The organism is Ensifer sp. Root127, assembly GCF_001425225.1.
Taxonomy (GTDB): Bacteria; Pseudomonadota; Alphaproteobacteria; order Rhizobiales; family Rhizobiaceae; genus Ensifer; species Ensifer canadensis.
The window spans coordinates 549889-573040 of the sequence record NZ_LMDX01000023.1; the positions used below are offsets into that span (position 1 = coordinate 549889).

Here is a 23152-nt window from a genome sequence, read left to right on the forward strand (position 1 = left end):
CACTCCGGAATGCGTATCGACTTGAACGCTTATACCCGCCACCGCCTCGGCGTCTGGATAATCCACGCACCTCACCGGGCTGAGATTGTGTCCCATTGCGTCGGCCGACCTTTAGCCTGAGGGGTGTGTCGCAACCAGACACTGTGCGGCCGCTCCTCTTGAAAGCCGGGCTGCGAAGTAATACCTTGATGAAACCATTCCTTACAACGGTACCGACAATGACCACGACAGTTACAGCCAAGGGGCAGGTTACGATCCCGAAGGCAGTGCGCGACCTCTTGGGTATCGTGCCTGGAAGCAAGGTTGATTTCCAGCGCGCCCCGGATGGAAGCGTCGTGCTCGTACATGCGGCCAAGAAGCAGCAGCCCAGCCGCTTCTCGAAGCTGCGAGGGCACGCCGGTAAAGGGCTGGATACCGACGCGATCATGGCACTTACGCGTGGCGAACCGTGATACTTGTCGACACGAATGTTCTTCTCGACGTTGTCACCGACGATCCGACATGGGCTGATTGGTCCATAACCCAGCTCGAAAACGCAAGTCTTCGTGGGAAACTGTGGATCAACGACATCGCCTATGCCGAGCTTTCCGTTCGCTACGACCGTATCGAAGATGTCGAAGCGTTCGTCGACCAGGCCGGCTTGGAACTGACATCGGTGCCTCGCGAAGCTCTCTTTCTGGCTAGCAAGGTCTTTACCCGATATCGCAAGGCGGGTGGGACGAGGACCGGCGTGCTCCCCGACTTTTTCATCGGCGCGCACGCGGCCGTCAGCGGCTTGCCGTTGCTGACGCGTGATGTCGGCCGCTATCGGACCTATTTCCCCACTTTGACGTTGATCGCGCCGCATTTGCCGACGTAGAGACGCGGCGCGCTCCGCTTCAAAATGGGGGCGCCGGGCAAGCCGTCGCGATTATTGGAACTGGATGCCGTGGGTGCGCTCTGAATGGTCCGTGTTGGCACAGAGGCTCCCGCATCACCATGTCCGACACGGTAATAACTTCCGGTCAAAGGTGCCGCCAAAGTGTTCCGGCTTGGAGCGACGTGGATCGTTAATGATAGGCATTATGGTCCGGACAAAACATTCGCATATGCATAGATAATAATGTAGCCTGACGTTGTGCGGCACGAGCGCAAACACGCGGCGAGCATACCGGCGGTGTTGGCTCGTGCGCCCTCCTTATGACTTTGGGAGGAAGAACATGGATTTTGGCATTGAAGGCGGCTCGGAGGCGGCTTGCGCGACAACGCCGACGGACGCTGAATTAGAAACACAGCTTACCCGTATCCAATCAAGTCCCGAATTCGATGCCCCGGACCGGGTGCGGAACCCTCAACTCGTGTCGTTGAGGAAACCCGCACAGGCAAGGGCGAGCGCAGCAAGTCTTATTCGGTCGCCAAGAAGGCTTTCGGGCAGGACGCGTTCCATTGACGCGCGAACTGATCCCTTCGTGTGCGCCTGTCCAGCCGGGCAAACGACGTGCTTTCGACAAGGCAATAAATCGAAGGGTGGAGAAACGTGAGGACAAAGAAATGGACGACATAACCGATAGGCCCATTGAGGCACAAAGTGAAAAAAAAACGAAGAAAGAGGCGCGTCGTTACGAAAAGCGCCTCGTAAAGTTGCAGGTCGAGTTGTCGTATCTGCAGTCCTGGGTGCAAAAGTCAGGAGCACGTATCGTCATCATCTTCGAGGGACGGGATGCCGCCGGCAAGGGGGGCGTCATCAAGCGCATAACCCAGTGGGTGAGCCCACGGGTCTTCCGTGTGGTCGCCCTGCCTGCACCCACGGACCGGGAGAAGTCCCAGATGTACATGCAGCGCTACATTGCTCATCTGCCTGCCGCCGGGGAAGTCGTGATCTTCGACCGCAGCTGGTACAACAGGCCGGGGGTCGAGCGCGTCATGGGGTTCTGTACGGAAAAGAAGGCGCGACACTTTCTCGAGGCGCTGCCGCGGTTTGAAGCGGCGATCGTCGAGAATGGCGTCACTTTGCTGAAGTATTTCCTGACAGTGAGCGAGGATGAGCAAGAGCGTCGCTTCCGCCGCCGTATCGATGACCCGTTGAGGCAATGGAAACTGAGCCCAATGGATCTGGAATCCTATCGCCGCTGGTGGGATTATACGCGTGCCTATGACGAGATGATCCGGATGACGGATAGCCAACTCGCGCCTTGGTGGATTGTTCCCTCGGACAATAAAAAGCGCGCGCGCATCAACTGCATCTCGCACATCCTCAAATCGATACCCTACGAGCGCGTGAAGTTCGAAGAACCCGAGCTCGGTAAGCGTCAGAAGCGGCCGTCGGGCTTTATTGAAGACACGAGCCCGCGTAATGTGGTGCCGGATATCCAGGGATCCGCCGGTCACTAGAAATGCAGGCAACGACGGAGCGATGGTGCTGGGACGCCTGCATTCCCCGTTCGATGCCTGAATCACTCGATGAGCGAACAATCTGTTGGAGATAAAGCGATGAGTGCGGAAAAAGATACAGGACAGCCCGCCGCCATTCCGACCGCGGCCGATCTGCGCAAGAACTTGCTCGAAAAACAGCTCGCCGCAATGGAACGCGACGACAAGATCAGGGATCGGGAGCGTGAGGAACGCGCGAAGTTCGCCGATGAATTCTTCAAGGATCACGTCGGCGAAGCGGAGCGGGCAATCATCCGCAAGGTGGTCATGCGGGCAGTTGCAGATGGAAAGATGGAGGCGCTCGTCTACACGTTTCCCTCCGATTTCTGCACCGACAACGGCAGGGCAATCAACAATGCCGATCCGCAATGGCCCGAGACGCTGCAGGGCAAGGCCAAGGAACTGTACGATCGATTTAAAGCTGCCGCGCAACCTCAAGGCTACAAGCTGAAGGCAATGGTGGTCACGTTCCCTGGAGGGATACCCGGGGATATCGGCTTCTTCCTGAACTGGGAAGCGCCAATAGCTTAGCTCGAAATGGTGGCAGGGCAGGATCTAACTGCCTTGCCATATGTTCGTCCTACGAGGGGGCGAGGGCGCTGTCATGGATGACGATCGACTTGGTAAAAGCAATAGCTTAGCGCCTGCTCCGGTGGCGACGGCCTCAATCGAAACACGGATCACGGACCTCGTCCGGTTCGGTATCGTTGGGCTGTTTGCCTATTGGTCGCTGACGCTAGTGGTACCCTTTGCCATTATCGGCATATGGGCCGCTATCCTGGCGGTCGCGCAGTATCCGCTTTATCGCAGGCTTGAAAAAATGCTTGGTGGTCGCGGAAAGCTCGCGGCCGTGCTCATTACGCTGGTGAACCTTTCCCTCATTATCGGCCCATTGTCGGCTCTCATCTTCGGTTCGCTCGACGGCGCGCAAGTGGTGTACGAAAAGCTCAAGGGTAGCGAGGCAATCATGCCGGCGCCGCCAGAGGCCGTTCGGAACTGGCCCATCATCGGAGAGCGGATCTACAATGCCTGGAGTCTTGCTTCAAACAATCTGGCGGCCGCCCTTAACCGGTTCCAACCGGCACTGCTGCAAGCCGGCAGCAAGGCCATCGGCGTTCTTGCCAGCATCGGGTTGGGATTTGTAGGTTTCATTGCGTCGGTGATTGTCACCGGCTTTCTGTTTCGCCCTGGCTTGAAGATCTCCGAGTTCTTGAATGTGTTTGCGCACAGGATCGCCGGAGAGCGAGGGCAAGGGTTCGTACGTCTTGCAACCGCCACGATCCGAAACGTCGCAAGAGGCGTCATCGGCGTGGCCTTCATTCAGACGATATTGTGCGCGTTGGTTCTGAAGCTCTTCGCGGTGCCCGCAGCCGGGTTGATCGCGTTTGTCGTGATGATCCTGTGTATCGTGCAAATCGGGCCGTTTCCTGTTTTCCTGCCCCTGATCGTGTGGGGATGGATGACAATGGAGTTCCAGTCAGCCTTGCTCATGACGCTTCTCCTCGTTCCGATCGCGTTGATCGACAACATTATGAAGCCCATTCTGGTCGCTCGTGGCCTTTCCACACCAATGCTCGTCATCCTGGTCGGGGTGCTCGGCGGTACGCTTGCCTATGGATTGATCGGCCTGTTTCTGGGCCCGATTGTGCTCAGCGTCTTTTATGACCTTCTTGCCGTCTGGATCCGTTCAGACAGGATAGCTGCGCAGCCAGATCAGCGCCCGGCCCGGCAAAGCGGCGGAGTCGTTTCTGACACCGGTATTCAAGGCTAGCCTATGATGCCGTTGGCGCCGTCGCGCTCCCCTCGCTATTTGGGCGTCCGGCTACCCGAAGCGCCTTCGCGGACGGGCGATGCCTTCCCAAAGGCGCCGGGGGGGCAGCAATAGCGCGCAGCGATGAGTGAGAGATCTGCGGTTCGATGACGCTCAAGGCGCGCTAAATTACGCCGCGTTCAGCGCCGACGATCAATCTGACGGTTTCATGGCGGCGCGCAAGGTATCGTTGATACGATCCTGCCAGCCGGGCCCGTCCGCCTGGAAATGGGCGAGCACATCGCTGTCGATCTTCAGCGATACGAGTTCCTTGGTGTTCGGGATCGCAGGTCTTTCGACGGCGGGAGCTGCCACCTTCTTCGCCGGCCTGAACAGCGCCTCGGCGGCATCTTTTGGATTGGATGGTCTTCGTGGTGTCGTCGCCATGGTCGCTTCCTTTCGTGGCCGATGGGGTCCTGTCGTCCCGCTCGTTCAACTAAGCGATACATTGCTTCAGTAACAGGCGGCAGACCGGCACGCCACTGAAACAGACCCATATGCGCGCGACCCGCCGTATTCTGTCCGTTTCGATGGTCTTGCTGCAGCGGCGTGCCAAGCGTTCGAAATTGCAGCGGCCGGCCAGGGCGTTCCCCCACAAGGTTCGTCAATACAATCGGGTGCCGGTCACCCTATTGCGCGGTGACAGCGGCGGATCGGCGGGCGCTGGTGGACCTGCAAGACGACCACGCCGGCGAAAGCTACAGCGCCGCCCGTCTTATTAGACGCGCAAAGGTCGCTGTAGCACTTTGAATTGCTGCATGTTTTTATCCTTAAATCAAAGACGATTTAAGGAAACATGCAGTAGGACAAGTCTCGTCTCTCCCGAACTGCCTGGCGGCCGAGGTGCTTGGGTTCGTCAAGCCATACCGGAAGATCGAGATGAAAGTATCATTTCAGGCGTGCTTCGCGGCAGCCACGAAGGTAGCAATCTTGTCGATGTCCTTGCGAAAGCCACCTTCGGGAAGAGCGCGATTCGTATGGGTGAGTGAGTCCACCGCCCAGGGCCGGACAGCCTCGATCGCAGCTGCGACGTTCTCCGGCTTGAGGCCGCCCGCCAGGATCACCGGCCGTTTGCTGCGTTTTACGATCTCGCGGCTGAGCGACCAGTCATGGGTGACGCCGGCAGCGCCAATGCCGCCGATATGGGCAGCGACGGAATCCAGGATGAAGATGTCCGCAAACGGCTCGAAGCGCGCTGCGTGATCAAGCGCCTCCGGCCCGGTCATCGGTATGGCCTGGAGGATCTTCAGGTCGGGGTATTTTGCCAGCAGCTTCGTGCGCAACGTCTTGACGTGCTCAGGGGTCACGAGCTCGATGTCGCCACACAGATGCAGCACATCAGGCTGCACCGCGTCCACCATCTCGGCGATCGCCTCGAGATCACTCTCCACCGACAGCGCCACCCGTTGTGCCTTGCCCTTAAGGGCATCGGCGATCTCGCGCGCAGTGGCGAAGCTGATCTCGCCGGGCAAGCCCCGGTTCGAAGGCGTGAGGCCGAGATAGTCGACGCCGACTTTCGCCGCAGCCAGGGCCTCGGCAACTGTCTGCATGGTATAGATTTGTGTTTTCAATGCCCTGCTCGTGTTTTGGCTAGATTGATTTCGGGAGGATCGCCTTGACCATGCGCTCCTCGGTGAGTTGAACCCGCTCGGCATTGCGTGCGGCAAAAACGGCATAGAGCGCATCGACCAATGTCATCTGCGCGATCTGCGCTGCCATCGGCTCGCTGCCCTGCTCATGCGAGACGCTGACGAGCACGACATCGGCGAGCCGCGCCAGCGGCGAGCTGCTATTTCCGGTGATGCAGAGCGTTGAGGCGCCGCGCGCCTTGGCTTCCTGCAGCACGAGAACCGGATCGCTTGTAATGCCGGAATAGGAAATGGCGACGGCGAGATCGCCCGGCCCAGTCAGCGCCGCATGCATGATCTGCAGTTGGGAATCGACTGGCGCATCGCATCGCAGTCCCAGCCGGATACAGCGTTGATAAAATGCCTGCGCGACGATGCCGGACCCGCCCACGCCGCCGACCAAAATGTGCTTGGCACCGGCCATCAGATCGATCGCCGCAGCCAGGGTCTTTTCATCGAGAACACCGAGCGTATCGGTCAGGGCCTGGCCAATTGCGCGAAACAATCGGCTTGCGGCCTGCAGGTCGCTTGTCTGCGGCTCGGACGACATTTCGGCTTGAACGATGCGCGGCTCCTGAGCCATCGCCAGCTTGAGATCGGTGAATCCCTCAAAGCCCGCGGTGCGGCACATGCGCAGCACGGTCGTATCACTGACATCCGTCGCCTGGGCGATTGCCGACATCGACTGGCGGATTGCGCTGTCGCTGTTGTCGAGCATCCAAAGCGCCACGCGCCGTTCGGAATCTGACAATTTCGGCAACACACTTCGCAGCCGGATGCTGGCGGGAATGCTGCTGTTGCCTCGCAAATCATTGACCATTGACGGGGCCTTTTTTCGGGTTGGCGGTGCGCCTTGGCGAAGAGGCTAGCATAGTCATGTTGTGGTGTCACTATAGACACGACTTATATGATGTGGCATCACTACATCAACGCGAGAAGATGCGCTGCTGGACTTCTGGGAGGATGTCATGGGACTGAAGCGTTTGTTGATTGCTGGTGCGGCCATGGTGCTGACCGCCCTTCCGGCCGCGGCCGGTGAGCTGTCCTTCTGGCACGCCTATGCGGGCCAACAGGACAAGGTCGACTTCATCAATTTCGCCCTGGACGAATTCGCCAAGGCGCATCCCGACATCAAGCTGGATGTCGTTGCGGCCGAGCAGTCGGCCTATAAGACCAAGCTCAACACGGCCATGGCGTCGGGCAACCCGCCTGACGTATTCTACACGCTGCCCGGCGGCTTTCTGAATGCCTTCGTCAATGGCGGGCAGATGTACGCACTCGACGCAGACCTTGCCAAGGACGGCTGGGGCGACAGTTTCCTCGAAAGCGCGCTCGCGCAGACAAGCAAGGATGGTCACGCCTATGCCGTTCCCGTCGATGTCGACTCCGTCGTCTTCTGGTACGACAAGGCGCTTTTTGCGGAAAAAGGCTGGACGGTGCCGTCAAGCTACGATGAGCTTCTGGCATTGGCCGAGACGATCAAGGGCGCGGGCATTGTCCCGTTTGCGCTTGGCAACAAGGATGCCTGGCCGGCGACGTTCTGGTTCCAGTATCTCGAGATGCGTCTCAAGGGGTCCGGCGTCGTTTCCGCATTCGTCAACAAGGATGCCAAGGCCGCGCTCGGCGACGAGGCGACCAAGGCGCTGGAACATGTTGCCGCGCTCTCGAGCAAAGGCTATTTCCCGATCGGCTTCAACGGCATGGGCGACCAGGAAGCCAACATGCTCTTTCTCAATGGGCAGGCAGCCATGATGCTGAACGGCACCTGGCAGATCGGCGCGTCCGCCGATGCGCCCGAAGGCTTCGAGCTTGGCTATTTCGCATTCCCGACGGTCAAGGACGGGTCTGGTGACCAGTCCGACGTCCTCGCCGGCGTCGCCGCCACGTTCGGCATTTCGCAGAAGGCCGAGAACAAGGCCGATGCCGTGACCTTGCTCAAGTTCCTGACGTCGAGCCAGGTCATGACCAAGTATGTCGAGCTTCGAAAGACGATGGTCACGGTGAAGGACGCAACGACCGAGGCAGCCGCAGGCCCTGTCCTGTTCGATATCAGCAGCAAGCTGATGGCGAAGGCAGGCCACCTCGATCCCTTCTATGACACCGCCATGCCGCCGGCTGCGACCAATATCTACTACACGTCGCTCCAGGGTGTACTTGACGGCTCGGTGCCGCCGGCCGATGCGGCCAAGCGCCTCGAGGATGCGCTGCGGGCCGACAAGTAGTTGGCCCCAGCAACATGACCAGTTTGCGCGGCAAGCCGCTCGCCGCGCGAGCCCTCCATGGAGCCCAAGAACGATGAGTACCAACAAGGGCTTTGCCAACAGCCACAACAGGGCGGCGCTCCTGTTTCTGTCGCCTGCATTCCTGCTCATTGCAGCCTTCATCGCCTATCCCGTCGTCTATGCCGGTTGGCTCTCGTTCTTCCGTTGGGACGGAGCGTCTGCGCCGGTATTTCAGGGAGCGGGCAATTTCGTCCGTCTTGCCGGCGACCCGATCTTCTGGCGGGCGCTTGGCCGCAACCTTCTCGTCGCGCTTTCGGCCATGGTCTTTCAGGTGTTTCTTGCGCTCTGCATCGCCTATTGCCTGGTGCGCATCGTGCCTGCGTTCAGCCGAATATTCCTGTTCTTTTATCTCGTGCCGGTGATGGTCAGCGAGATCTGCATCGGGCTGCTCTGGCGCTTCATGTACAATCCCTATTTCGGTCTGGTGAACGCGGCATTCGGTGCGCTTGGGCTGGATGGCCTGAAGCGCGGTTGGCTCGGCGAATCCGGCACGGCTTTCTCAGCCGTAGTGGTGGTGATGAGCTTCACCTATCTCGGCCTTTATGTCCTGCTATTCGTGGCGGCGGTCAGGAGTGTGCCCGAAAGCGTCTACGAGGCCGCCGAGATCGATGGGGCCGGCCATTTCACCAAGTTCTTCTCGATCACCATCCCAATGGTCGGCGACGCGGTTCGCGCCAATTCCCTGCTGGCGATCATCGGTTCGCTCAAGACCTTCTCGCTCGTCTTTGTGCTCACCAATGGCGGCCCGAACCACGCAAGCGAGGTGGTCTCCACCTACCTCTACAAGATGGGCTTCGGCAGTTTCGAGATGGGCTATGCGGCAACCATCGGCTTCACGCAGATGCTGCTGACGGCGGTCGGCGCGTGGCTCGTCTTCCGGTATCTGAAAAGAGCCGGCGTCGGCGGGAGAACTTGAGCCATGGCTGCCGTTCGCCGCTGGACAGTCACCAATACGGTGGTCCTCGTTCTCCTGACGCTGCATGTGCTTCTGGTTGTCTTCCCGTTCATCTGGATGATCTACAGCACCTTCAAGACCAACAAGGAGTTCATGCGCTCGGTCTGGTCTTTGCCCACGAGCTTCTCGCTTGACGCCTATGTCGGCGCCTGGAGCGGCGGCGCGCTTGGCGGCTACGCTGTCAACTCGCTGCTGATCATGGCCGGCGCGACGGTTCTCACCGTGGCGGTGTCAACCCTCGCCGGTTACGCGCTGGCAGTCTATCGGCCACGCTGGATGCCTGCCGTCGAACTCAGCCTGACGGCGGCCATGGCGATCCCCGCCTATGTCGCGCTCGTGCCCTTGGTGGTGATGCTTCGTGGCGCCGGACTGCTCGATACGCATATGGGTGTCGTGCTGCCGACTGCCGCCTTCAACGTACCGGTCACGATCTTCATCATGCAGGCCTTTTTCAACACGCTGCCGCGCGAACTCTTCGATGCGGCGCGCATGGATGGTGCTTCCGAGTGGTCCATCTTCGCCCGCGTCGCGCTGCCGATCGCGCGCCCGGCGATGTTCACCGCGGCGATCGTCAACATGATCTGGGTCTGGAACGATTTCCTGTTTCCGGTCGTCTTCATCAACAATCCGGCGCGCAAGACGTTGCCCGTGGGCCTCACGGATTTCGTCGGCGAGCACATCACCAATTATCCGGTGATGCTGGCGGCCATCCTGATCGCCGCCATCGCGCCGCTGGTTCTCTTCATCTTTTTCGAACGCCAGATCACCGCCGCTTTGCTCGGCGGTGCCGTCAAGGAATAGCCGTTAATGACCCGGCTCAAGTCCGGGTCCAATGCAGGAGAAGTTTCATGTCGCCTAAAGAGCTCGATTTTGCCAGCCGGGCAGTCTTCTACACGCCCGAAGAGCATTCCCAGTCGATCAGCTATCCGATCTACATGTCGGCGAATTTCCAGTATGGCGGCGACATCTACGACCAGATCGTCGCCGGTGCGCGCAAGGAAGTGAACATCTATTCGCGCTGCGGCAACCCGACCGAATACAAGTTCGAGGAACATATCGCCCAGCTAACAGGCGGCACGGCATGCCTGGCGACCGCTTCCGGAATGGCCGCGATCTCGCATGCGCTGTTCGGCATCCTGAAAGCGGGCGACCACATCGTTGCCGATCTCACCACCTATTCGAGCACGCACGAATTCTTCGATCACCGCGCTGGCGATTTCGGGCTGAAAGTGAGCCTTGTCGATTGCACCGATGTCCGAGCGGTCGAAAACGCGTTTACCGATGAGACCAAAGTTCTCTATGTCGAGGCGATCGCCAATCCAACCATGAAGGTGCCGCCGCTCAAAGCGCTGGTGGAGCTCGCCCATTCGCGCGGCATCGTGGTCATTTGCGACAACACCTTCGCGTCTCCGGCCGTTTGCCGGCCTCACGAATTCGGCGTCGACGTCGTGGTCGAAAGCGCCACCAAATTCATCGGCGGCCACAACGACGCGGTCGGCGGGGTGATCACGCTGAAGTCCGACATCCTGCCTGCGGATTGGCTGGAGGACGTCCGCTGGAATACGCTCAACAAGCTTGGCGCGCCGCTGTCGCCGTTCAATGCCTGGCTGTTGCTGCGCGGGGCACAGACGCTTGCGTTGCGCCTGGAAAAGCAGTGCGCCAATGCGCTTGCCCTTGCAAAACATCTTGAAGCGCATCCCAAGGTCAAACGTGTCTTCTATCCGGGGCTGCCCTCGCATCCGAACCATGCCTCGGCGAGCGAGCAGTTGCGCGGCGGTGGCGCCATGCTCTCCTTCTGCGTCGAAGACGAGGCTTCGGGCGTACGGCTCTTGAAGCGGCTGAAGCTCGGTTCGTTCGCGGCAAGCCTCGGCGGACTGCGCACCACGACGCAGATGCCGGCGACCATGGCCTTTCTCGATATTCCCAGCCAGGAGCGGGAGGCGATGGGCGTTGTCGATGGCCTGGTGCGCTTCTCGGTCGGTATCGAGCATGTTGACGACATCATCGCCGACGTAGATCAGGCGATAGAACAAATGCATCTCGATCTCTAGGGTTTGCGCAATGGCAGCGATCGTCCTCCTTGGCGATATCAATATCGACCTCGTGCTTGATATCCCCGAGTATCCGCTCGAGGGAGGAGAGGCGATCGCAACGGCCCAGCGGCACATGCTGGGCGGCTCAGCCACGAATACCGCTATCGCGCTGTCACGCGCCGGCCACGACTGCCGGCTGATCGGGCGCGTGGGGCAAGATGCCTTGGGAGAGCAGGCGCTGTCGTGGCTCGAGGACATCGGTGTTTCGACGGCGTGGATCGGCCGGGACCCGTCGGAGCCCACGCAAACGAACATCGTGACCGTCGGCAAGAGCGGTGAGCGAACGATGTTTGCCTATCGCGGGGCCAACGCACACCTGTCCCCGGCATCGATCGTCGACGCCCCGTTCGAGGATGCAGCGCTCTTTCATCTCTCCGGCTACGCCTTGTTGCAAAACCCGCAATCCGACGCAGCTTATAGAGCGATCGAGCTTGCGCAGCGGCACGGGATCCCGGTGACATTGGATATTCCGGCCGGTGTTGCGTTGTCGGTCGCGCCGCATGTGCGCAATCTGCTGCCGAAGCTCGATACCATCATGCTCGGCAGGGCCGATCTTGCACCGCTTGCGGGAGAAGGCTCCGAAATTCCTGTTGAAGAGGCGATCAAGTCCCTGTTGCGTCAGGGCGTGCGAAGGATCGCGCTCAAGCATGATGTCACGGGTTCGTCTCTCTACCAAAACTCCGGGGCTGAAAGCGCGCCGTGGTTTTCCGTCGCTACGGTCGACACGACAGGGGCAGGTGATGCCTTCGCGGCAGGACATATAATCGGGCGCGTGTCGGGATTGCCTGGATCCGAATGCTGCCGGCTTGCAAATGCGTTCGGCGCCGTTGCGGTGACCCGGCAGGGAGCAGGGTTGTCGATGCCCGCGCTGGAGGAAGTCATGAAGCTGATCTCCGTCAGTAACGGCAACAGACCTGGCATAGCGGGCTCCGACGAACAATTGGGACGACAGTAACTCTCGGCCCAAGTCCTGCAGGATTCACACCGAAACGGGCTGGCAGGCGTATGTCTCTGTTCGCTCGACGAGGCGCCCTTGCCCGTCACCTTTTCTGGCGGCTTCGGCCAATGACGCCGCTGGCGCAATGTCGCCGGCAACGCGCTCAAATCGGAGCCGCAGGCAATCTGTGCTTCGGCTGAAATCACTCCCTGCGTTCCTCTACACAGCATCAGGATCCGGCGCGACATAGTCGTGCTGAGCCCTTGGAAACATGGGCTTTTAAAGCTGAAGATCATGTGCAGCGGCATCGAACAGCCGCCCAGCCTAGCCAAAGGGAGTGTTGACCCATTGCGCCTGGCCCCGCAGTTTTCCCGAAACGAAGGCCATTCTGCCTTGGGAGGGAACATGTCTGGTTCGTGCCGTTCGCTGATGCACTCGGTTGCCATCGCTTCGATCGCCTTGCTCTATGGGCAGGGGGGAGCGAGGGCCGATGAGAAGCTGTTTATCTATAACTTCTCCGACTATTTTGCCGAAGACACTGTTTCTAACTTCGCAAAGCGTAGCGGCGTGGACGCGCGTGTCGATTTCTTCGATTCGCTGGAGGTCCTGGAGACACGCTTGCTGGCAGGGGGAAGCGGTTTCGATGTTGCCTTTCCAAGCGCGACTGTCGGCGAGCGGCTCATCCAATCGGGTGCACTGAAGCCGATCGATGCTTCCAGTCTCAAAAACTATAAGAATCTGGACAAGGATCTCCTGAAGCTCGTTGCCGAACACGACCCGGGCAATCAGTACCTCGTCCCGTACATGTGGCTGACGACAGGGATTGCCTACAATCCGAAGCTCGTTGAGGAGCGGGTCGGCGACGCCCCGACAAACAGCCTCGATATGTTCTTCAAGCCGGAACTGGCGAAAGAGTTTCAGGACTGCGGCATTGGCATCGTCGATGCGCCGAACGAGGTGGTTCCAATCGCTCTGAACTATCTCGGGCTCGATCCTTATTCGACAAAACAGGAAGATCTTGACAGGGCCAAGGACCTGCTCCTGACGTTGCGCCCCTACATCCGGCACATGCAGAGCGGCCAACTGGTGGCGGACATGGCATCCGGCCAGCTGTGCCTGGCGATGATGTGGAGCGGTGACGCGGGCATTGCTGCAGCGCGCGCCGAGGAAGCCAACAACGGCATCGCGGTCAATTATTCAATCCCGAAGGAAGGCACGATCATCTCCTTCGATACCATGGCCGTGCCCGGCGATGCGCCCGATCCGGAGCAGGCACTGGCCTTCATCGACTACGTTCTCGAGCCGAAGACAGTCGCCGACATCAGCAATCACGTGTTTTACGCCAACGCCAATGCTGCTGCCACGCCGCTGGTCGACGAGGCGATCCGCACGGACCCGAACGTCTATCCGCCCGCGGAAGTTCGCGCCAAGCTCTTCGTCGACAAGTCGCTGCCGCCACGCCAGGCGCGCGAGCGTACCCGGGTGTGGACTGCGTTTAGGGCCGGCAACTGAATGTCTTGCCTGAAAAGCGGGAGCAGAAGGACATCCGTGTTGCAATCTTACGTATCAATTGAGAATCTTTCCAAGTCCTTCGGTCTGTTCAGCGCCGTCGACAATATCTCGATCGGTATCGGGAAGGGGGAATTCTTCTCGCTTCTTGGTCCATCCGGATGCGGCAAGTCGACCCTGCTGCGCATGATCGCCGGTTTCGAAACGCCGACATCGGGGGTCGTCCGGCTCGACGGGGAAGATGTGACGGACGTTTCGGCCCATCGCCGACCAACGAACATGATGTTCCAGTCCTACGCGCTGTTTCCCCATCTGTCAGTGGGCAAGAATATCGCCTTCGGCCTGCAGCAGGACCGGCTGGCAGGAGCTGAGATCCGGCAGCGTGTGGGCGAGGTGGCCGAAAAGCTGCAACTGACGGCGCTGCTGGATCGCAAGCCGCAGCAGCTGTCTGGAGGACAAAGGCAACGGGTCGCGTTGGCGCGGGCACTGGTCAAGCGGCCGAAGGTGCTGTTGCTGGACGAACCTCTCGGTGCGCTTGACAAGAACCTGCGCACCGAAACCCAGCACGAATTGGTCAGGCTTCAGCGGGAGCTGGGGCTAACCTTCATCATCGTCACCCACGACCAGCATGAGGCAATGACCGTGTCGTCGCGCATCGCGATCATGCGGCAGGGCAAGGTACTGCAGATCGGGTCGCCGGCCGAAGTCTACGAAACACCGGTTTCGCGTTATGTCGCAAAGTTCCTGGGTGAGGCGAATGTGTTCGAAGGCGGCACTTCCAAACGTTCCGGCAACGAGCTGACGGTCGAAAGTGCTGAGGCAGGCGGTTCGATCATTGCCACCGCCAGTGACCATATCTCCGCCAATGGCCGCTTCTGGGTGTCGGTGCGGCCGGAGAGGGTCGAGCTCAACAAACAGGCCAGCGGTCTTGAGGGCGTCATCGAGCAATTCAGCTACGCCGGGGCAGGGCGCCACTATCGGGTGCGCCTGAAGAGCGGGGCAACGCTGGACGCGCTGCGCGTCAATCTGGGCGCTGAGGACGATCTGGCGGTCGGTGACACCGTTTATGCCTCATGGATGCCGCAGGCCGCCCGTCTGCTGGCCGACTAGGGGAACGACACGATGCAATCAAAACCTGATCTCGGCCGGCGCGCACTGGTGCTCGTGCCCTACGGCTGGCTGGCCGTCTTCTTTCTCATTCCGTTTCTGCTCGTGCTGGCGATCAGCCTCTCGTCCGTTCGCCTCGGCATGCCACCCTATGAGCCGCTATTTGCCTGGCAGGGATCGCTGCTCAGCATTCGGCTCAATCTTGAGAACTTCATTTTTGTGCTGGGTGAAAACACCTATCTCCTTGCCTATCTCACGAGCCTGAAGGTGGCGGCGATTTCGACGGCACTGATGCTGGCGATCGCCTATCCGCTAGCCTACGGCATCGCCAGTTGCGCGCCGGCGTCGCGCTCCTTCCTCATCTTCCTCGTGATCGTGCCGTTCTGGAGCTCGATGCTGATCCGCGTCTATGCCTGGATGAGCATTCTGCGCAACGACGGGCTGTTGAATTCGCTGCTCCTTAACCTCGGCATCATCTCCGAGCCGCTGCGGATCATGAACACCGAGACCGCGATCTATATCGGCATCGTCTACACCTACCTGCCGTTCATGGTGCTGCCGATCTACGCCAATCTCAGTGCCAGCGACCGTACCTTGATCGAGGCGGCACGCGATCTCGGTTGCTCGCGCATGGCGGCATTCTGGCGCGTCACCTTTCCACTCAGTTTGAGGGGTGTTGCCGCAGGATGTGCACTGGTCTTCATCCCGGTCATCGGCGAATTCGTCGTGCCTGACCTGCTTGGAGGTGCGGACACACAGATGATCGGCAGGACGATCTGGATCGAGTTCTTCAACAACCGGGACTGGCCGGTGGCCTCCGCCGTCACCGTGCTGCTTCTCGTCATCCTGGTGATACCCATCGTCCTGTTTCAGACACGTTTGTCTCGAACCTCTAAGTGAGGAGCGACTATGCCCCAGCCATCCTGGTTCAACCGGCTTTCCATTTTCACCGGGCTCACCTTCCTCTACCTGCCGATCGTGGTTCTGGTTGCCTACAGCTTCAACGCCTCGCGGCTGGTCACCGTCTGGGGCGGGTTCTCCACTCAGTGGTACACGGCCGCGATCACCAATCAGTCGATCGTCGAGGGCGCCAAGATCAGCTTTCTCGTGGCGGCGATCTCGGCAACATTCGCGACCGTTCTCGGATCGCTTGCGGCGATCGTGACTGTCAGAATTCGGCGCTTTCGTGGCCATCATATCTTCAACGGCATGCTGGTGGCGCCGATGGTGATGCCGGAGGTGGTAATGGGAGTGTCGATGTTGTTGATGTTCGTGACGTTGGGCATCGATCGCGGCCCTGTAACGATCACGCTTGCCCATGCCACCTTCACCATGTGCTTTGCGGCAGTGGTGATGCAATCCCGACTGGCCGAACTCGATCCGTCGCTGGAGGAGGCCGCAAGAGATCTCGGCTGCCCGCCATTCCTGGCGTTCGTGAAGGTGGCCGTGCCGAACATGGTTCCGGCCTTCGTCTCGGCCTGGCTGCTGTCGTTCACGCTGTCGCTCGACGATCTCGTGATATCGAGTTTCACGACCGGGCCCGGAGCCTCGACCTTGCCGATGAAGATCTATTCGCAGATCAAGTTCGGCGTGACCCCTGAGGTCAACGCCATCTCGACGATCATCCTTGGTGTCGTCGTCTTCGGCCTGGTGGCGTCACGCATCGTGTCCAGGCCATCGGCAAAGAGCAGTCTTGCCGTTTAGGCGTTCGGTCCGGTGGCGGAGCCCATAGCGTTAATAAGGCCTCAGTCGCCTGCAACGGACATCCGTCAGTTGCAGGCAAGTTCGCCCGTGAGCTGCCCGCGCTTGGCGAGGTAGCCGGATAGCGGGTCTTCGTAGACGTTCCTGGCCGAAGAGACTGCATCTATGAACAACGCAAACAGCGCCGTTTGTGACGTGATATCCAGCTTCGAGTAGAGATTTCGGCGGTGGAGCTTCACTGTTGCCGGCGAGATGCCGAGTCGCGCCGCAGCCCCTTTGACGGAGTAGCCGCGCAGAACGAGCTGAGCGACCTGGCATTCGCGCTCCGTCAGGACGCTGCGGCCGAAATTGCCTATCGCCTGGGCAAGCGCCTTCTGCAACGCGGAAGCCTCGCCATCAAGCGTCTCGGGTCTGAGGTCGCGGAAATGGCGGATGACTGCCGTGCGCAGGATCGGAGCGAGGCTCTCGAGCAGTTGCACTTCCTGTGCGCTGAACGCGATGCTCGACCGCTTGCGGCCGAGAGAGATCGCGATCTTCGAGGCATCGTCGAGGCTGACGATGAAGTTGAACTCGTCATGAAGTCCGGAATGCTGGTAGTATTCGCGGTAGTACTGGGTTCGATCGAACGAAGGCGCGATCTGGCTCAGGCGATAAAGCCCGTCATCTTCGTTCTCGACAGCGAGTTGATAGAACGGATCGAGCCGGTAGGGGCCCTGAAGGTAATGCCGGATGTCGGACAGGCCGCGATGCGTCTGCCAATCGTTGAAGAGTATCTTCGGCGCACTGTCGCCGCGATAGAGCAGGATCAGCCCCGCATCCACGGAAACGTGCTGCTTCAGTGCCTCAGTCAAGCGCTCCTGGAAATCAAGTCGACCGATATTGCCGATCAGTGACATTGCCAGTTCATTGATTGCAGGCGACTGCGTAACCGTGCCTGGCTCGCTCGTCGCGATACACCCGTTCATGAAAATGTCCTCCCTCGCGCGAGCGTAGGTGAGTTTCGAAACGGCCGCAAGACATGGCCATGGCCTGTTGCGGACATGGTCGGAACGCCCGCGCCAACCGCCGATCGGCGAACCTAGCCCTTTGGAGTATTCCGCATCCGGCCGCATTGCCGCTTACTCCATGCATCCGCTTCATCTGTTCGGACCTCGGGAGGGAAAGACGTGCGCACCAAGAAATCACCTGTTCTGCTGCACCAGCTTCTGGCTGGCACCATGCTCGCCGCGCTTGCGGCCGGATCATCGTCGACGGTTGCGAATGCAGCTGCCGACCTTATCGCCGTCAATGGCGACGTGCGGACCGTCGATCCGAATACGCCTCGAGCGGAAGCCTTTGCCGTCGAGGGCGGAAAGTTCGTGGCGGTCGGCACCAGCGCCGAGATCCGGTCGCTCGCCGATGGCAAGACCACGGTGCTCGATCTCGGCGGTAAGACTGTCACGCCCGGCTTCATCGATGGACATACGCATCTGACAAGCGGCACGGACTACGTCACTGGCGTCGATCTCTCCTACATCCCAGACAAGGAAACGTGGCTGAAGAAGATCAAGGAGGCGGATGAACGCCTGCCGCCAGGCGTGTGGATCACCGGAGGCGGTTGGGACTATACGCTGAAGGAGGGCGAGCTTCCGACGAAGGAAGACATCGACGCCGTGGTCAAGGATCGCCCCGTCGTTCTGCGCGATATCGATTTCCACTCGATCTGGGTGAACACCAAGGCATTGGAAATCGGCGGCGTCACCGCGAAATCCGAGGTGCCCGCCGGGGGCGAGATCGTCGTCGACGCCAAGACCGGAGATCCGACCGGGATCCTGCTAGAAGGCGCTGGCGACCTCATCACCAACAAGAAGCCGGCCTATTCCGACAAGGAACGCGCCGAAGCGCTGCTGCAGACCGTGAAGTTTGCCAACAGCGTCGGCCTGACCGGCGTTCATGACATGTCGTCCATCGCCGCTGTCTACGACTATCTGAAACTCGTCGAGGACAAGAACCTGTCATTGCGGGTCTGGTACGGTTTCTTCGAGGACAAGGCTGCAAATATTCCGGCGGCGGCAAAGGATCGTGAGACCGTCGACAGCCGCGTGGCTGCCAGCGGCGAGACCAAGGTGAAGGGGCCACTCCTGACGGTCGGTTACGCCAAGTCGGTCGTCGACGGGGTGCTGTCGACCCACACGGCCTACCTGCTTGAAAACTACTCGGATCGCACGGGATGGAAGGGAGAGCCCTTCCAGTCGGAGGCTGATCTCAGCGCACTGATCAAGGCTGCCAACGACAACGGTTTCCCGACCGCCGTCCACGCGATTGGCGATGCCGGCGTGCAGATGACGCTGAACGCATTCGAAAAGGGACAGTCACCCGGCAAATACCCCAATCGCGTCGAGCATATCGAAATCATCTCTCCGCCCGATATCGAGCGTTTCAAGAAGCTCGGCATCGTCGCGTCGATGCAACCGAACCACGCAACCGGCACGATCGGAAAATACATCACCGAGCGGGTAGGCCATGAGCGCGAAAGCCATGCCTATGTCTGGAAGTCGATGCTGCAGCACAAGGTTCCCGTCGTGTTCGGATCCGACTGGGCGACATCGCCGCTCAGCCCACTGACCCAGATCAACGATGCCGTTTTCCGCGAAAGCCCGTTCGGGCTCGGCGATGGTCCATGGCACCCCGAGCAGGCGGTCACTTTTGACGAGGCCCTGTTCGCCTACACCCAGGCCGGCGCCAACATGACGCCGTGGGCCAATGAGATCGGCTCGATTTCGACCGGCAAATGGGCAGACTTCGTCGTGCTCGACGCCAAGCTTCCCGACCCCGTCGACCGGTCCATTCGCAAGCGGCATGTCGAGGCGACCTATGTCGCCGGAACGGAAGTCTATCGGGCGAAATAGCAGCCCCAAACCGCATCCGGCGGGGCCGGGCAGCCTCCCGTCCCGCCAACCACTGACCATGCATTCAGGAGCATACATGTCCAAGGTAATGAAAATCGATCGCAATGGCGTCGGCCTGCGCGAGTTGGAAAAGTGCAGCGTCGTGCCCGTCGAAGCGATCCTATCGGGTTTTGCCGACGAGATGGGCGATGTCCACTTCGAGAGCGCCGACGGCTCGATCGTCGTCGGTACATGGCAATCGACGCCCTATGCCGAAATGCTCTCCTACCCTGACGGGGTGGAGTACAGCGTCATCCTCTCGGGAAAAGTCTCGATCACCAGCCCGGACGGATCGGTGGAGACGTTCCAAGCCGGCGAAAGCTACCTGCTGCCGCAGGGGGTTGAGGTCCGGTTCGAGGTGCTGGAGACGATGCGCAAAGTCTACGTCTTGCATACAGCAAAGACTGACGGGTGACCTATGGCACACCCAATGCAACGACCGTCGGTAGCGTCGCTTGCCGACGTGAAGATGTCGCCGTTCTGGCTGGATCGGCCGGATGCTCCCGAGGCGCTGCCGCCGCTGACGGCCCATCGAAAGGCTGATCTGCTGATCGTCGGTGGCGGTTTCACTGGCCTCTGGGGCGCAATCCAGGCCAAACAGGCGCAACCCGATCTCGATGTGGTGCTGATCGAAAAGAGCACCGTCGCAAACGGCGCTTCCGGTCGCCCGGGCGGCGTCGTCTCCACGTCGGTGATGCACGGCCTGTCCAATGCGGTGCGCGTGTTCCCCAACGACATCGCCGAGCTGGAGCGGTTGGGCAAGAAAAACATGCATGGGTTCATGCAGACCATTTTCGACCATGGTATCGACTGCCACGCCGAGTGGGGCGGCGAACTGACCGTTGCCGTGGATGCAGACCATCTCGAAGCTCTTCGCAGGGAGCATGAACTGCACCTTCAATATGGCCATCAGGCCGTGTTTCTAGATCAGGACGCGGTCCAGGCGCAGATCGGATCGCCGCGCTACAAGGCGGGGATCTGGTCAAAGGATATCAGCGGCACGGTGCACCCGGCCTTGCTCGCCTGGGGTTTGAAACGAACGGCCCTTTCTCTCGGCGTTGAGATCTTTGAGAATACGGAGTTGCTGGCGCTCGATGAGGTCGGGCCCAAGATCAAGGTCAAGACGCCCTTCGGCTCGGTGACCGCGCCAAAGGTGCTGCTGGCCACCAACGCATTCGCTTCCGGCCATCCCGGCATCAAGCGCCGTGTTGTCGCCGTCAGAGATCGGGTGCTCGCGACCGAGCCGTTGTCTGAGCAACAGCTGGCGTCGGTCGGCTGGAAGAACCGGCAGGGTGTTTACGATACCCGGACCCAGATGAACTATATGCGCCTGACGAAAGACAACCGGATCATCTTCGGGGGAAGGCTCGGCTATGCCTTCGCGGGCACGACGTCGCCAAGCGTGGATAGCGACGTCGAGACCTATGAGCCGCTGGCGGCCGCGTTCTTCGATACGTTTCCGCAGTTGCAGGGCCACCGTTTCACGCATGCCTGGAGCGGCCCGATCGATCTCAGCACACGCATGGCGGTGCATTTCCAGAGATACCACGCAGGCAAGGTGGTTTATGCCGGCGGCTACTCGGGTTTTGGGGTCTCCGCGTCGAGGTTCGGCGCACGCATAGCGCTCGACATTCTCGACGGCTCGAAGACTTCGGAGAGCAGGCTGGATTTCGCAACGCAGCTGCCCAACGTCGTGCCGCCGGAACCCTTCCGCTGGCTCGGGGCCCAGGTCACGATGTATGCGCTCGATACGGCCGACCAAAAGGGCGGATGGCGCAAGCCGTGGCTCAGGCTGGTTTCGGCAATGGGCTTTCCGTTGAGTTGAGTGGCAATCCTCTAGATAGGGCTCAGCTCGCGAACGCCTGGGCCTGCCTGATTTTTATGTAGCGCAAGCGATGGACGGGATTGGCCGAAGACTGGCTCCGGCCAATCCTCAAGGCGTCAGCCGCGGTGATGGCGCTCCTGCAAGCCGTAGACCGGCGTTTCGATGCCGGCTTGTCGGGCTTTCAATTGCAGCGAGAGGTACTGCGAATAGTGCCGTGACTGATGCAGGTTGCCGCCGTGAAACCAGAGGGCTTCCTGCTGTGTCGGCTTCCACATGTTGCGCTGCTCGCCTTCCCACGGTCCGGGGTCCTTTGGCGTGTCGGAGCCCAGACCCCAGCATTTGCCGACCTTTTCGGCAACTTCGCGGCTGATGAGATCGGCCGCCCAGCCGTTCATCGAGCCGTAGCCGGTGGCATAGACGACGAGATCCGCCGGTAGCTCCGTGCCGTCCTTGAGTACCACCGACGTTTCGGTCAGGTGATCAACGTCTGAGCCGGATTTCAGCTTGATCGAGCCGTCGATGATGAGGTCGCAGGCACCGACATCGATGTAATATCCCGAGCCGCGGCGTAGGTATTTCATGAACAGGCCGGAGCCGTCGGCGCCCCAGTCGAGCATGAAGCCCGCCTTTTCGAGATCCGCGTAGAACTTGGCGTCGCGCTCGCGCATCTTGTCGTAGAGCGGGATCTGGAACTCGTGCATGATCCTATAGGGCAGCGAGGCGAAGATGAGGTCTGCCTTGCGTGTCGTCATGCCGGCCGCAACCGCCCGCTCGGAATAGAGGTCGCCGAGCCCGATCTCCATCAGCGAATCCGATCGTACGATGTGGGTCGAGGAGCGCTGGACCATGGTGACGTCGGCGCCCGCCTCCCACAGTGCGGCGCAAATGTCGTGCGCCGAGTTGTTGGCCCCGACCACCACCACCTTCTTGCCCTTGTAAGCGTCGGGGCCCGGATGTTGGGAGGAATGCTGCTGCTCGCCCCTGAAAATCTCCTGTCCCATGAATTTGGGAACGTTGGCCTTGCCGGACATGCCCGTGGCGAGCACAAGTTGTTTGGGCTTCAGCACCACTTCCTCGCCATCGCGCTCGACAACGACGGTCCATTCCTGCTTGTCCTCATCATAGGAAGCGGATTTGCAGGTGGTCGAGTTCCAGTAGTTGAGCTCCATCACCTTGGTGTACATCTCCAACCAGTCGCCGATCTTGTCCTTCGGCGCAAAGACCGGCCAGTTCTCCGGGAAGGGGATGTAGGGAAGGTGGTCGTACCAGACGGGGTCGTGCAGGCAGAGTGACTTGTATCGCTTGCGCCAGCTGTCGCCGGGTCGCTCGTTCTTCTCGATGATGATCGTAGGTACGCCGAGTTGGCGTAGGCGCGCACCGAGCGCAATGCCGCCCTGGCCGCCGCCGATGATGACGACGTAGGGCTGCGTCTCGTAGCCGAGCCCGCCGGCTTCCGCCTGGCGCTTTTCGCTCCAGGTCTTGCGATTGGGGTCGTGGCCGTGTTCCGCCCCCATCGGTCGCTTCAGACCCTTGGGTTCCTCATGCCCCTTGAGCTCGCTCATCGTCGTCAACAGCGTCCAGATCAGGCCATTCTTCAGACGGATATGGCCATAGCCACGCGCAACATCCGTTTCGAATTCGAACCAGCCCTGCGTGATGCCGTCGCCGTCGCTTGCCAGTTCCTTCTCATCCTGGCGAAATCGCGATGGTTTGATTGTTTTCAGTTGCCTTGTCAGCATGTCGCGGATCTGGTCGTGGCCCTCCATCGTGCGCAGGTTCCAGGTGAACGTGACCAGGTCTCGCCAATAGCAGTCAGCCTGGAACAGGTTGACCGCGGCTTCGACATCTCCGCGCTCCAGCGCCTTGCCGAGCTTGGCAAGGGCTGCGTCTATCTTCGTGTTGGGGCTGTCTTCAAGCATGGTATCTCCTCCGTGTTGCTCGAGTGTCAGGTGGCAAACGCCGGGGAAGC

At 60.2% G+C, this 23152-nt stretch carries 22 protein-coding genes; 17 read left to right on the forward strand and 5 right to left on the reverse strand.

The window, feature by feature from the left end:
* Nucleotides 1–218: 218 nt before the first annotated feature.
* The 5 genes from ASD03_RS24710 (at nt 219) to ASD03_RS24730 (ending at nt 4180) form a co-directional block, all read left to right on the forward strand.
* Entirely contained in the window at nt 219–452 is a 234-nt protein-coding gene (locus tag ASD03_RS24710; protein WP_057217093.1) for an AbrB/MazE/SpoVT family DNA-binding domain-containing protein, read from the forward strand.
* A complete protein-coding gene (locus tag ASD03_RS24715; RefSeq protein WP_057217095.1) occupies nt 449–859 on the forward strand; it encodes a type II toxin-antitoxin system VapC family toxin in 411 nt (136 codons plus the stop codon). Before ASD03_RS24710 ends, ASD03_RS24715 begins: the two co-directional genes overlap by 4 nt.
* Nucleotides 860–1530: 671 nt before the next feature.
* Nucleotides 1531–2370: a polyphosphate kinase 2 gene (gene ppk2 / locus ASD03_RS24720; RefSeq protein ID WP_057217097.1), complete on the forward strand. Its 840-nt coding sequence runs from the start codon at nt 1531–1533 to the stop codon at nt 2368–2370.
* A gap of 99 nt (nt 2371–2469) precedes the next feature.
* Nucleotides 2470–2940: a hypothetical protein gene (locus ASD03_RS24725; RefSeq protein WP_025430143.1), complete on the forward strand. Its 471-nt coding sequence runs from the start codon at nt 2470–2472 to the stop codon at nt 2938–2940.
* Nucleotides 2941–3013: 73 nt separating this feature from the next.
* Complete coding sequence (locus tag ASD03_RS24730) at nt 3014–4180, forward strand: AI-2E family transporter (RefSeq protein WP_025430142.1); 1167 nt, start codon at nt 3014–3016, stop codon at nt 4178–4180.
* A gap of 192 nt (nt 4181–4372) precedes the next feature.
* Here ASD03_RS24730 and ASD03_RS24735 read toward each other — a convergent pair whose 3' ends face one another.
* The 3 genes from ASD03_RS24735 to ASD03_RS24745 form a co-directional block, all read right to left on the reverse strand.
* Nucleotides 4373–4606 carry a BrnA antitoxin family protein gene (locus ASD03_RS24735; RefSeq protein ID WP_057217099.1) on the reverse strand — a complete coding sequence of 78 codons (234 nt, stop codon included), beginning with the start codon at nt 4604–4606 and terminating at the stop codon, nt 4373–4375.
* 506 nt (nt 4607–5112) lie between these two features.
* A complete protein-coding gene (locus ASD03_RS24740; RefSeq protein WP_057217101.1) occupies nt 5113–5790 on the reverse strand; it encodes a phosphoribosylanthranilate isomerase in 678 nt (225 codons plus the stop codon).
* A gap of 19 nt (nt 5791–5809) precedes the next feature.
* Nucleotides 5810–6667: a MurR/RpiR family transcriptional regulator gene (locus ASD03_RS24745; RefSeq protein WP_082523560.1), complete on the reverse strand. Its 858-nt coding sequence runs from the start codon at nt 6665–6667 to the stop codon at nt 5810–5812.
* 148 nt (nt 6668–6815) lie between these two features.
* On the opposite strand from ASD03_RS24745, the gene ASD03_RS24750 reads away from it, so the two are divergent.
* The 9 genes from ASD03_RS24750 (at nt 6816) to ASD03_RS24790 (ending at nt 16434) form a co-directional block, all read left to right on the forward strand.
* A complete protein-coding gene (locus ASD03_RS24750) occupies nt 6816–8069 on the forward strand; it encodes an extracellular solute-binding protein (protein WP_156408064.1) in 1254 nt (417 codons plus the stop codon).
* A gap of 73 nt (nt 8070–8142) precedes the next feature.
* Nucleotides 8143–9045, forward strand: coding sequence for a sugar ABC transporter permease (locus ASD03_RS24755; protein WP_057217103.1), 903 nt, complete (start codon nt 8143–8145; stop codon nt 9043–9045).
* Between the two features lie 3 nt (nt 9046–9048).
* Entirely contained in the window at nt 9049–9885 is an 837-nt protein-coding gene (locus ASD03_RS24760; protein WP_025430137.1) for a carbohydrate ABC transporter permease, read from the forward strand.
* A 47-nt stretch (nt 9886–9932) separates the two neighbouring features.
* Nucleotides 9933–11135 (forward strand): aminotransferase class I/II-fold pyridoxal phosphate-dependent enzyme, encoded by a 1203-nt coding sequence (locus ASD03_RS24765; RefSeq protein ID WP_025430136.1) that lies wholly within the window; start codon nt 9933–9935, stop codon nt 11133–11135.
* A 10-nt stretch (nt 11136–11145) separates the two neighbouring features.
* Nucleotides 11146–12132, forward strand: a complete 987-nt coding sequence (locus tag ASD03_RS24770; RefSeq protein WP_057217106.1) for a carbohydrate kinase family protein — start codon at nt 11146–11148, stop codon at nt 12130–12132.
* Nucleotides 12133–12519: 387 nt separating this feature from the next.
* Nucleotides 12520–13626: a polyamine ABC transporter substrate-binding protein gene (locus ASD03_RS24775; RefSeq protein WP_063963258.1), complete on the forward strand. Its 1107-nt coding sequence runs from the start codon at nt 12520–12522 to the stop codon at nt 13624–13626.
* Nucleotides 13627–13662: 36 nt separating this feature from the next.
* On the forward strand, nt 13663–14733 hold the full coding sequence (locus ASD03_RS24780; protein ID WP_210177772.1) for an ABC transporter ATP-binding protein: 1071 nt from the start codon (nt 13663–13665) through the stop codon (nt 14731–14733).
* 12 nt (nt 14734–14745) lie between these two features.
* A complete protein-coding gene (locus ASD03_RS24785) occupies nt 14746–15630 on the forward strand; it encodes an ABC transporter permease subunit (RefSeq protein ID WP_057217111.1) in 885 nt (294 codons plus the stop codon).
* 9 nt (nt 15631–15639) lie between these two features.
* The gene (locus ASD03_RS24790) at nt 15640–16434 is read left to right on the forward strand and encodes an ABC transporter permease (RefSeq protein ID WP_057217113.1); all 795 of its coding nucleotides are present in this window, start codon (nt 15640–15642) and stop codon (nt 16432–16434) included.
* 65 nt (nt 16435–16499) lie between these two features.
* Here ASD03_RS24790 and ASD03_RS24795 read toward each other — a convergent pair whose 3' ends face one another.
* Nucleotides 16500–17396, reverse strand: a complete 897-nt coding sequence (locus tag ASD03_RS24795) for a helix-turn-helix transcriptional regulator (RefSeq protein ID WP_162250537.1) — start codon at nt 17394–17396, stop codon at nt 16500–16502.
* Between the two features lie 201 nt (nt 17397–17597).
* Here ASD03_RS24795 and ASD03_RS24800 point away from each other — a divergent pair, with 201 nt between their 5' ends.
* The 3 genes from ASD03_RS24800 to ASD03_RS24805 all read left to right on the forward strand — a co-directional run bounded on the left by ASD03_RS24800 (nt 17598) and on the right by ASD03_RS24805 (nt 21183).
* Nucleotides 17598–19319, forward strand: coding sequence for an amidohydrolase (locus ASD03_RS24800; protein WP_057217117.1), 1722 nt, complete (start codon nt 17598–17600; stop codon nt 19317–19319).
* A 76-nt stretch (nt 19320–19395) separates the two neighbouring features.
* Nucleotides 19396–19773: a cupin domain-containing protein gene (locus tag ASD03_RS39315; protein ID WP_158268916.1), complete on the forward strand. Its 378-nt coding sequence runs from the start codon at nt 19396–19398 to the stop codon at nt 19771–19773.
* 15 nt (nt 19774–19788) lie between these two features.
* Nucleotides 19789–21183, forward strand: coding sequence for an FAD-dependent oxidoreductase (locus ASD03_RS24805; RefSeq protein ID WP_156408065.1), 1395 nt, complete (start codon nt 19789–19791; stop codon nt 21181–21183).
* A gap of 116 nt (nt 21184–21299) precedes the next feature.
* On the opposite strand, the gene ASD03_RS24810 is transcribed toward ASD03_RS24805, so the two are convergent.
* Nucleotides 21300–23102 (reverse strand): NAD(P)/FAD-dependent oxidoreductase, encoded by a 1803-nt coding sequence (locus tag ASD03_RS24810; protein ID WP_057217119.1) that lies wholly within the window; start codon nt 23100–23102, stop codon nt 21300–21302.
* Nucleotides 23103–23152 lie beyond the last annotated feature (50 nt).

Bases quoted from the DNA above. Each gene is read 5' to 3' on its own strand.
- ASD03_RS24795 (WP_162250537.1), bottom strand. From the start codon at position 17,396: ATGAACGGGTGTATCGCGACGAGCGAGCCAGGCACGGTTACGCAGTCG.
- ASD03_RS24810 (WP_057217119.1), bottom strand. From the start codon at position 23,102: ATGCTTGAAGACAGCCCCAACACGAAGATAGACGCAGCCCTTGCCAAG.
- ASD03_RS24745 (WP_082523560.1), bottom strand. From the start codon at position 6,667: ATGGTCAATGATTTGCGAGGCAACAGCAGCATTCCCGCCAGCATCCGG.
- ASD03_RS24805 (WP_156408065.1), top strand. From the start codon at position 19,789: ATGCAACGACCGTCGGTAGCGTCGCTTGCCGACGTGAAGATGTCGCCG.
- ASD03_RS24730 (WP_025430142.1), top strand. From the start codon at position 3,014: ATGGATGACGATCGACTTGGTAAAAGCAATAGCTTAGCGCCTGCTCCG.
- ASD03_RS24765 (WP_025430136.1), top strand. From the start codon at position 9,933: ATGTCGCCTAAAGAGCTCGATTTTGCCAGCCGGGCAGTCTTCTACACG.
- ASD03_RS24790 (WP_057217113.1), top strand. From the start codon at position 15,640: ATGCCCCAGCCATCCTGGTTCAACCGGCTTTCCATTTTCACCGGGCTC.
- ASD03_RS24775 (WP_063963258.1), top strand. From the start codon at position 12,520: ATGTCTGGTTCGTGCCGTTCGCTGATGCACTCGGTTGCCATCGCTTCG.
- ASD03_RS24760 (WP_025430137.1), top strand. From the start codon at position 9,049: ATGGCTGCCGTTCGCCGCTGGACAGTCACCAATACGGTGGTCCTCGTT.
- ASD03_RS24725 (WP_025430143.1), top strand. From the start codon at position 2,470: ATGAGTGCGGAAAAAGATACAGGACAGCCCGCCGCCATTCCGACCGCG.
- ASD03_RS39315 (WP_158268916.1), top strand. From the start codon at position 19,396: ATGTCCAAGGTAATGAAAATCGATCGCAATGGCGTCGGCCTGCGCGAG.
- ppk2 (WP_057217097.1), top strand. From the start codon at position 1,531: ATGGACGACATAACCGATAGGCCCATTGAGGCACAAAGTGAAAAAAAA.
- ASD03_RS24710 (WP_057217093.1), top strand. From the start codon at position 219: ATGACCACGACAGTTACAGCCAAGGGGCAGGTTACGATCCCGAAGGCA.
- ASD03_RS24750 (WP_156408064.1), top strand. From the start codon at position 6,816: ATGGGACTGAAGCGTTTGTTGATTGCTGGTGCGGCCATGGTGCTGACC.
- ASD03_RS24755 (WP_057217103.1), top strand. From the start codon at position 8,143: ATGAGTACCAACAAGGGCTTTGCCAACAGCCACAACAGGGCGGCGCTC.
- ASD03_RS24735 (WP_057217099.1), bottom strand. From the start codon at position 4,606: ATGGCGACGACACCACGAAGACCATCCAATCCAAAAGATGCCGCCGAG.
- ASD03_RS24770 (WP_057217106.1), top strand. From the start codon at position 11,146: ATGGCAGCGATCGTCCTCCTTGGCGATATCAATATCGACCTCGTGCTT.
- ASD03_RS24785 (WP_057217111.1), top strand. From the start codon at position 14,746: ATGCAATCAAAACCTGATCTCGGCCGGCGCGCACTGGTGCTCGTGCCC.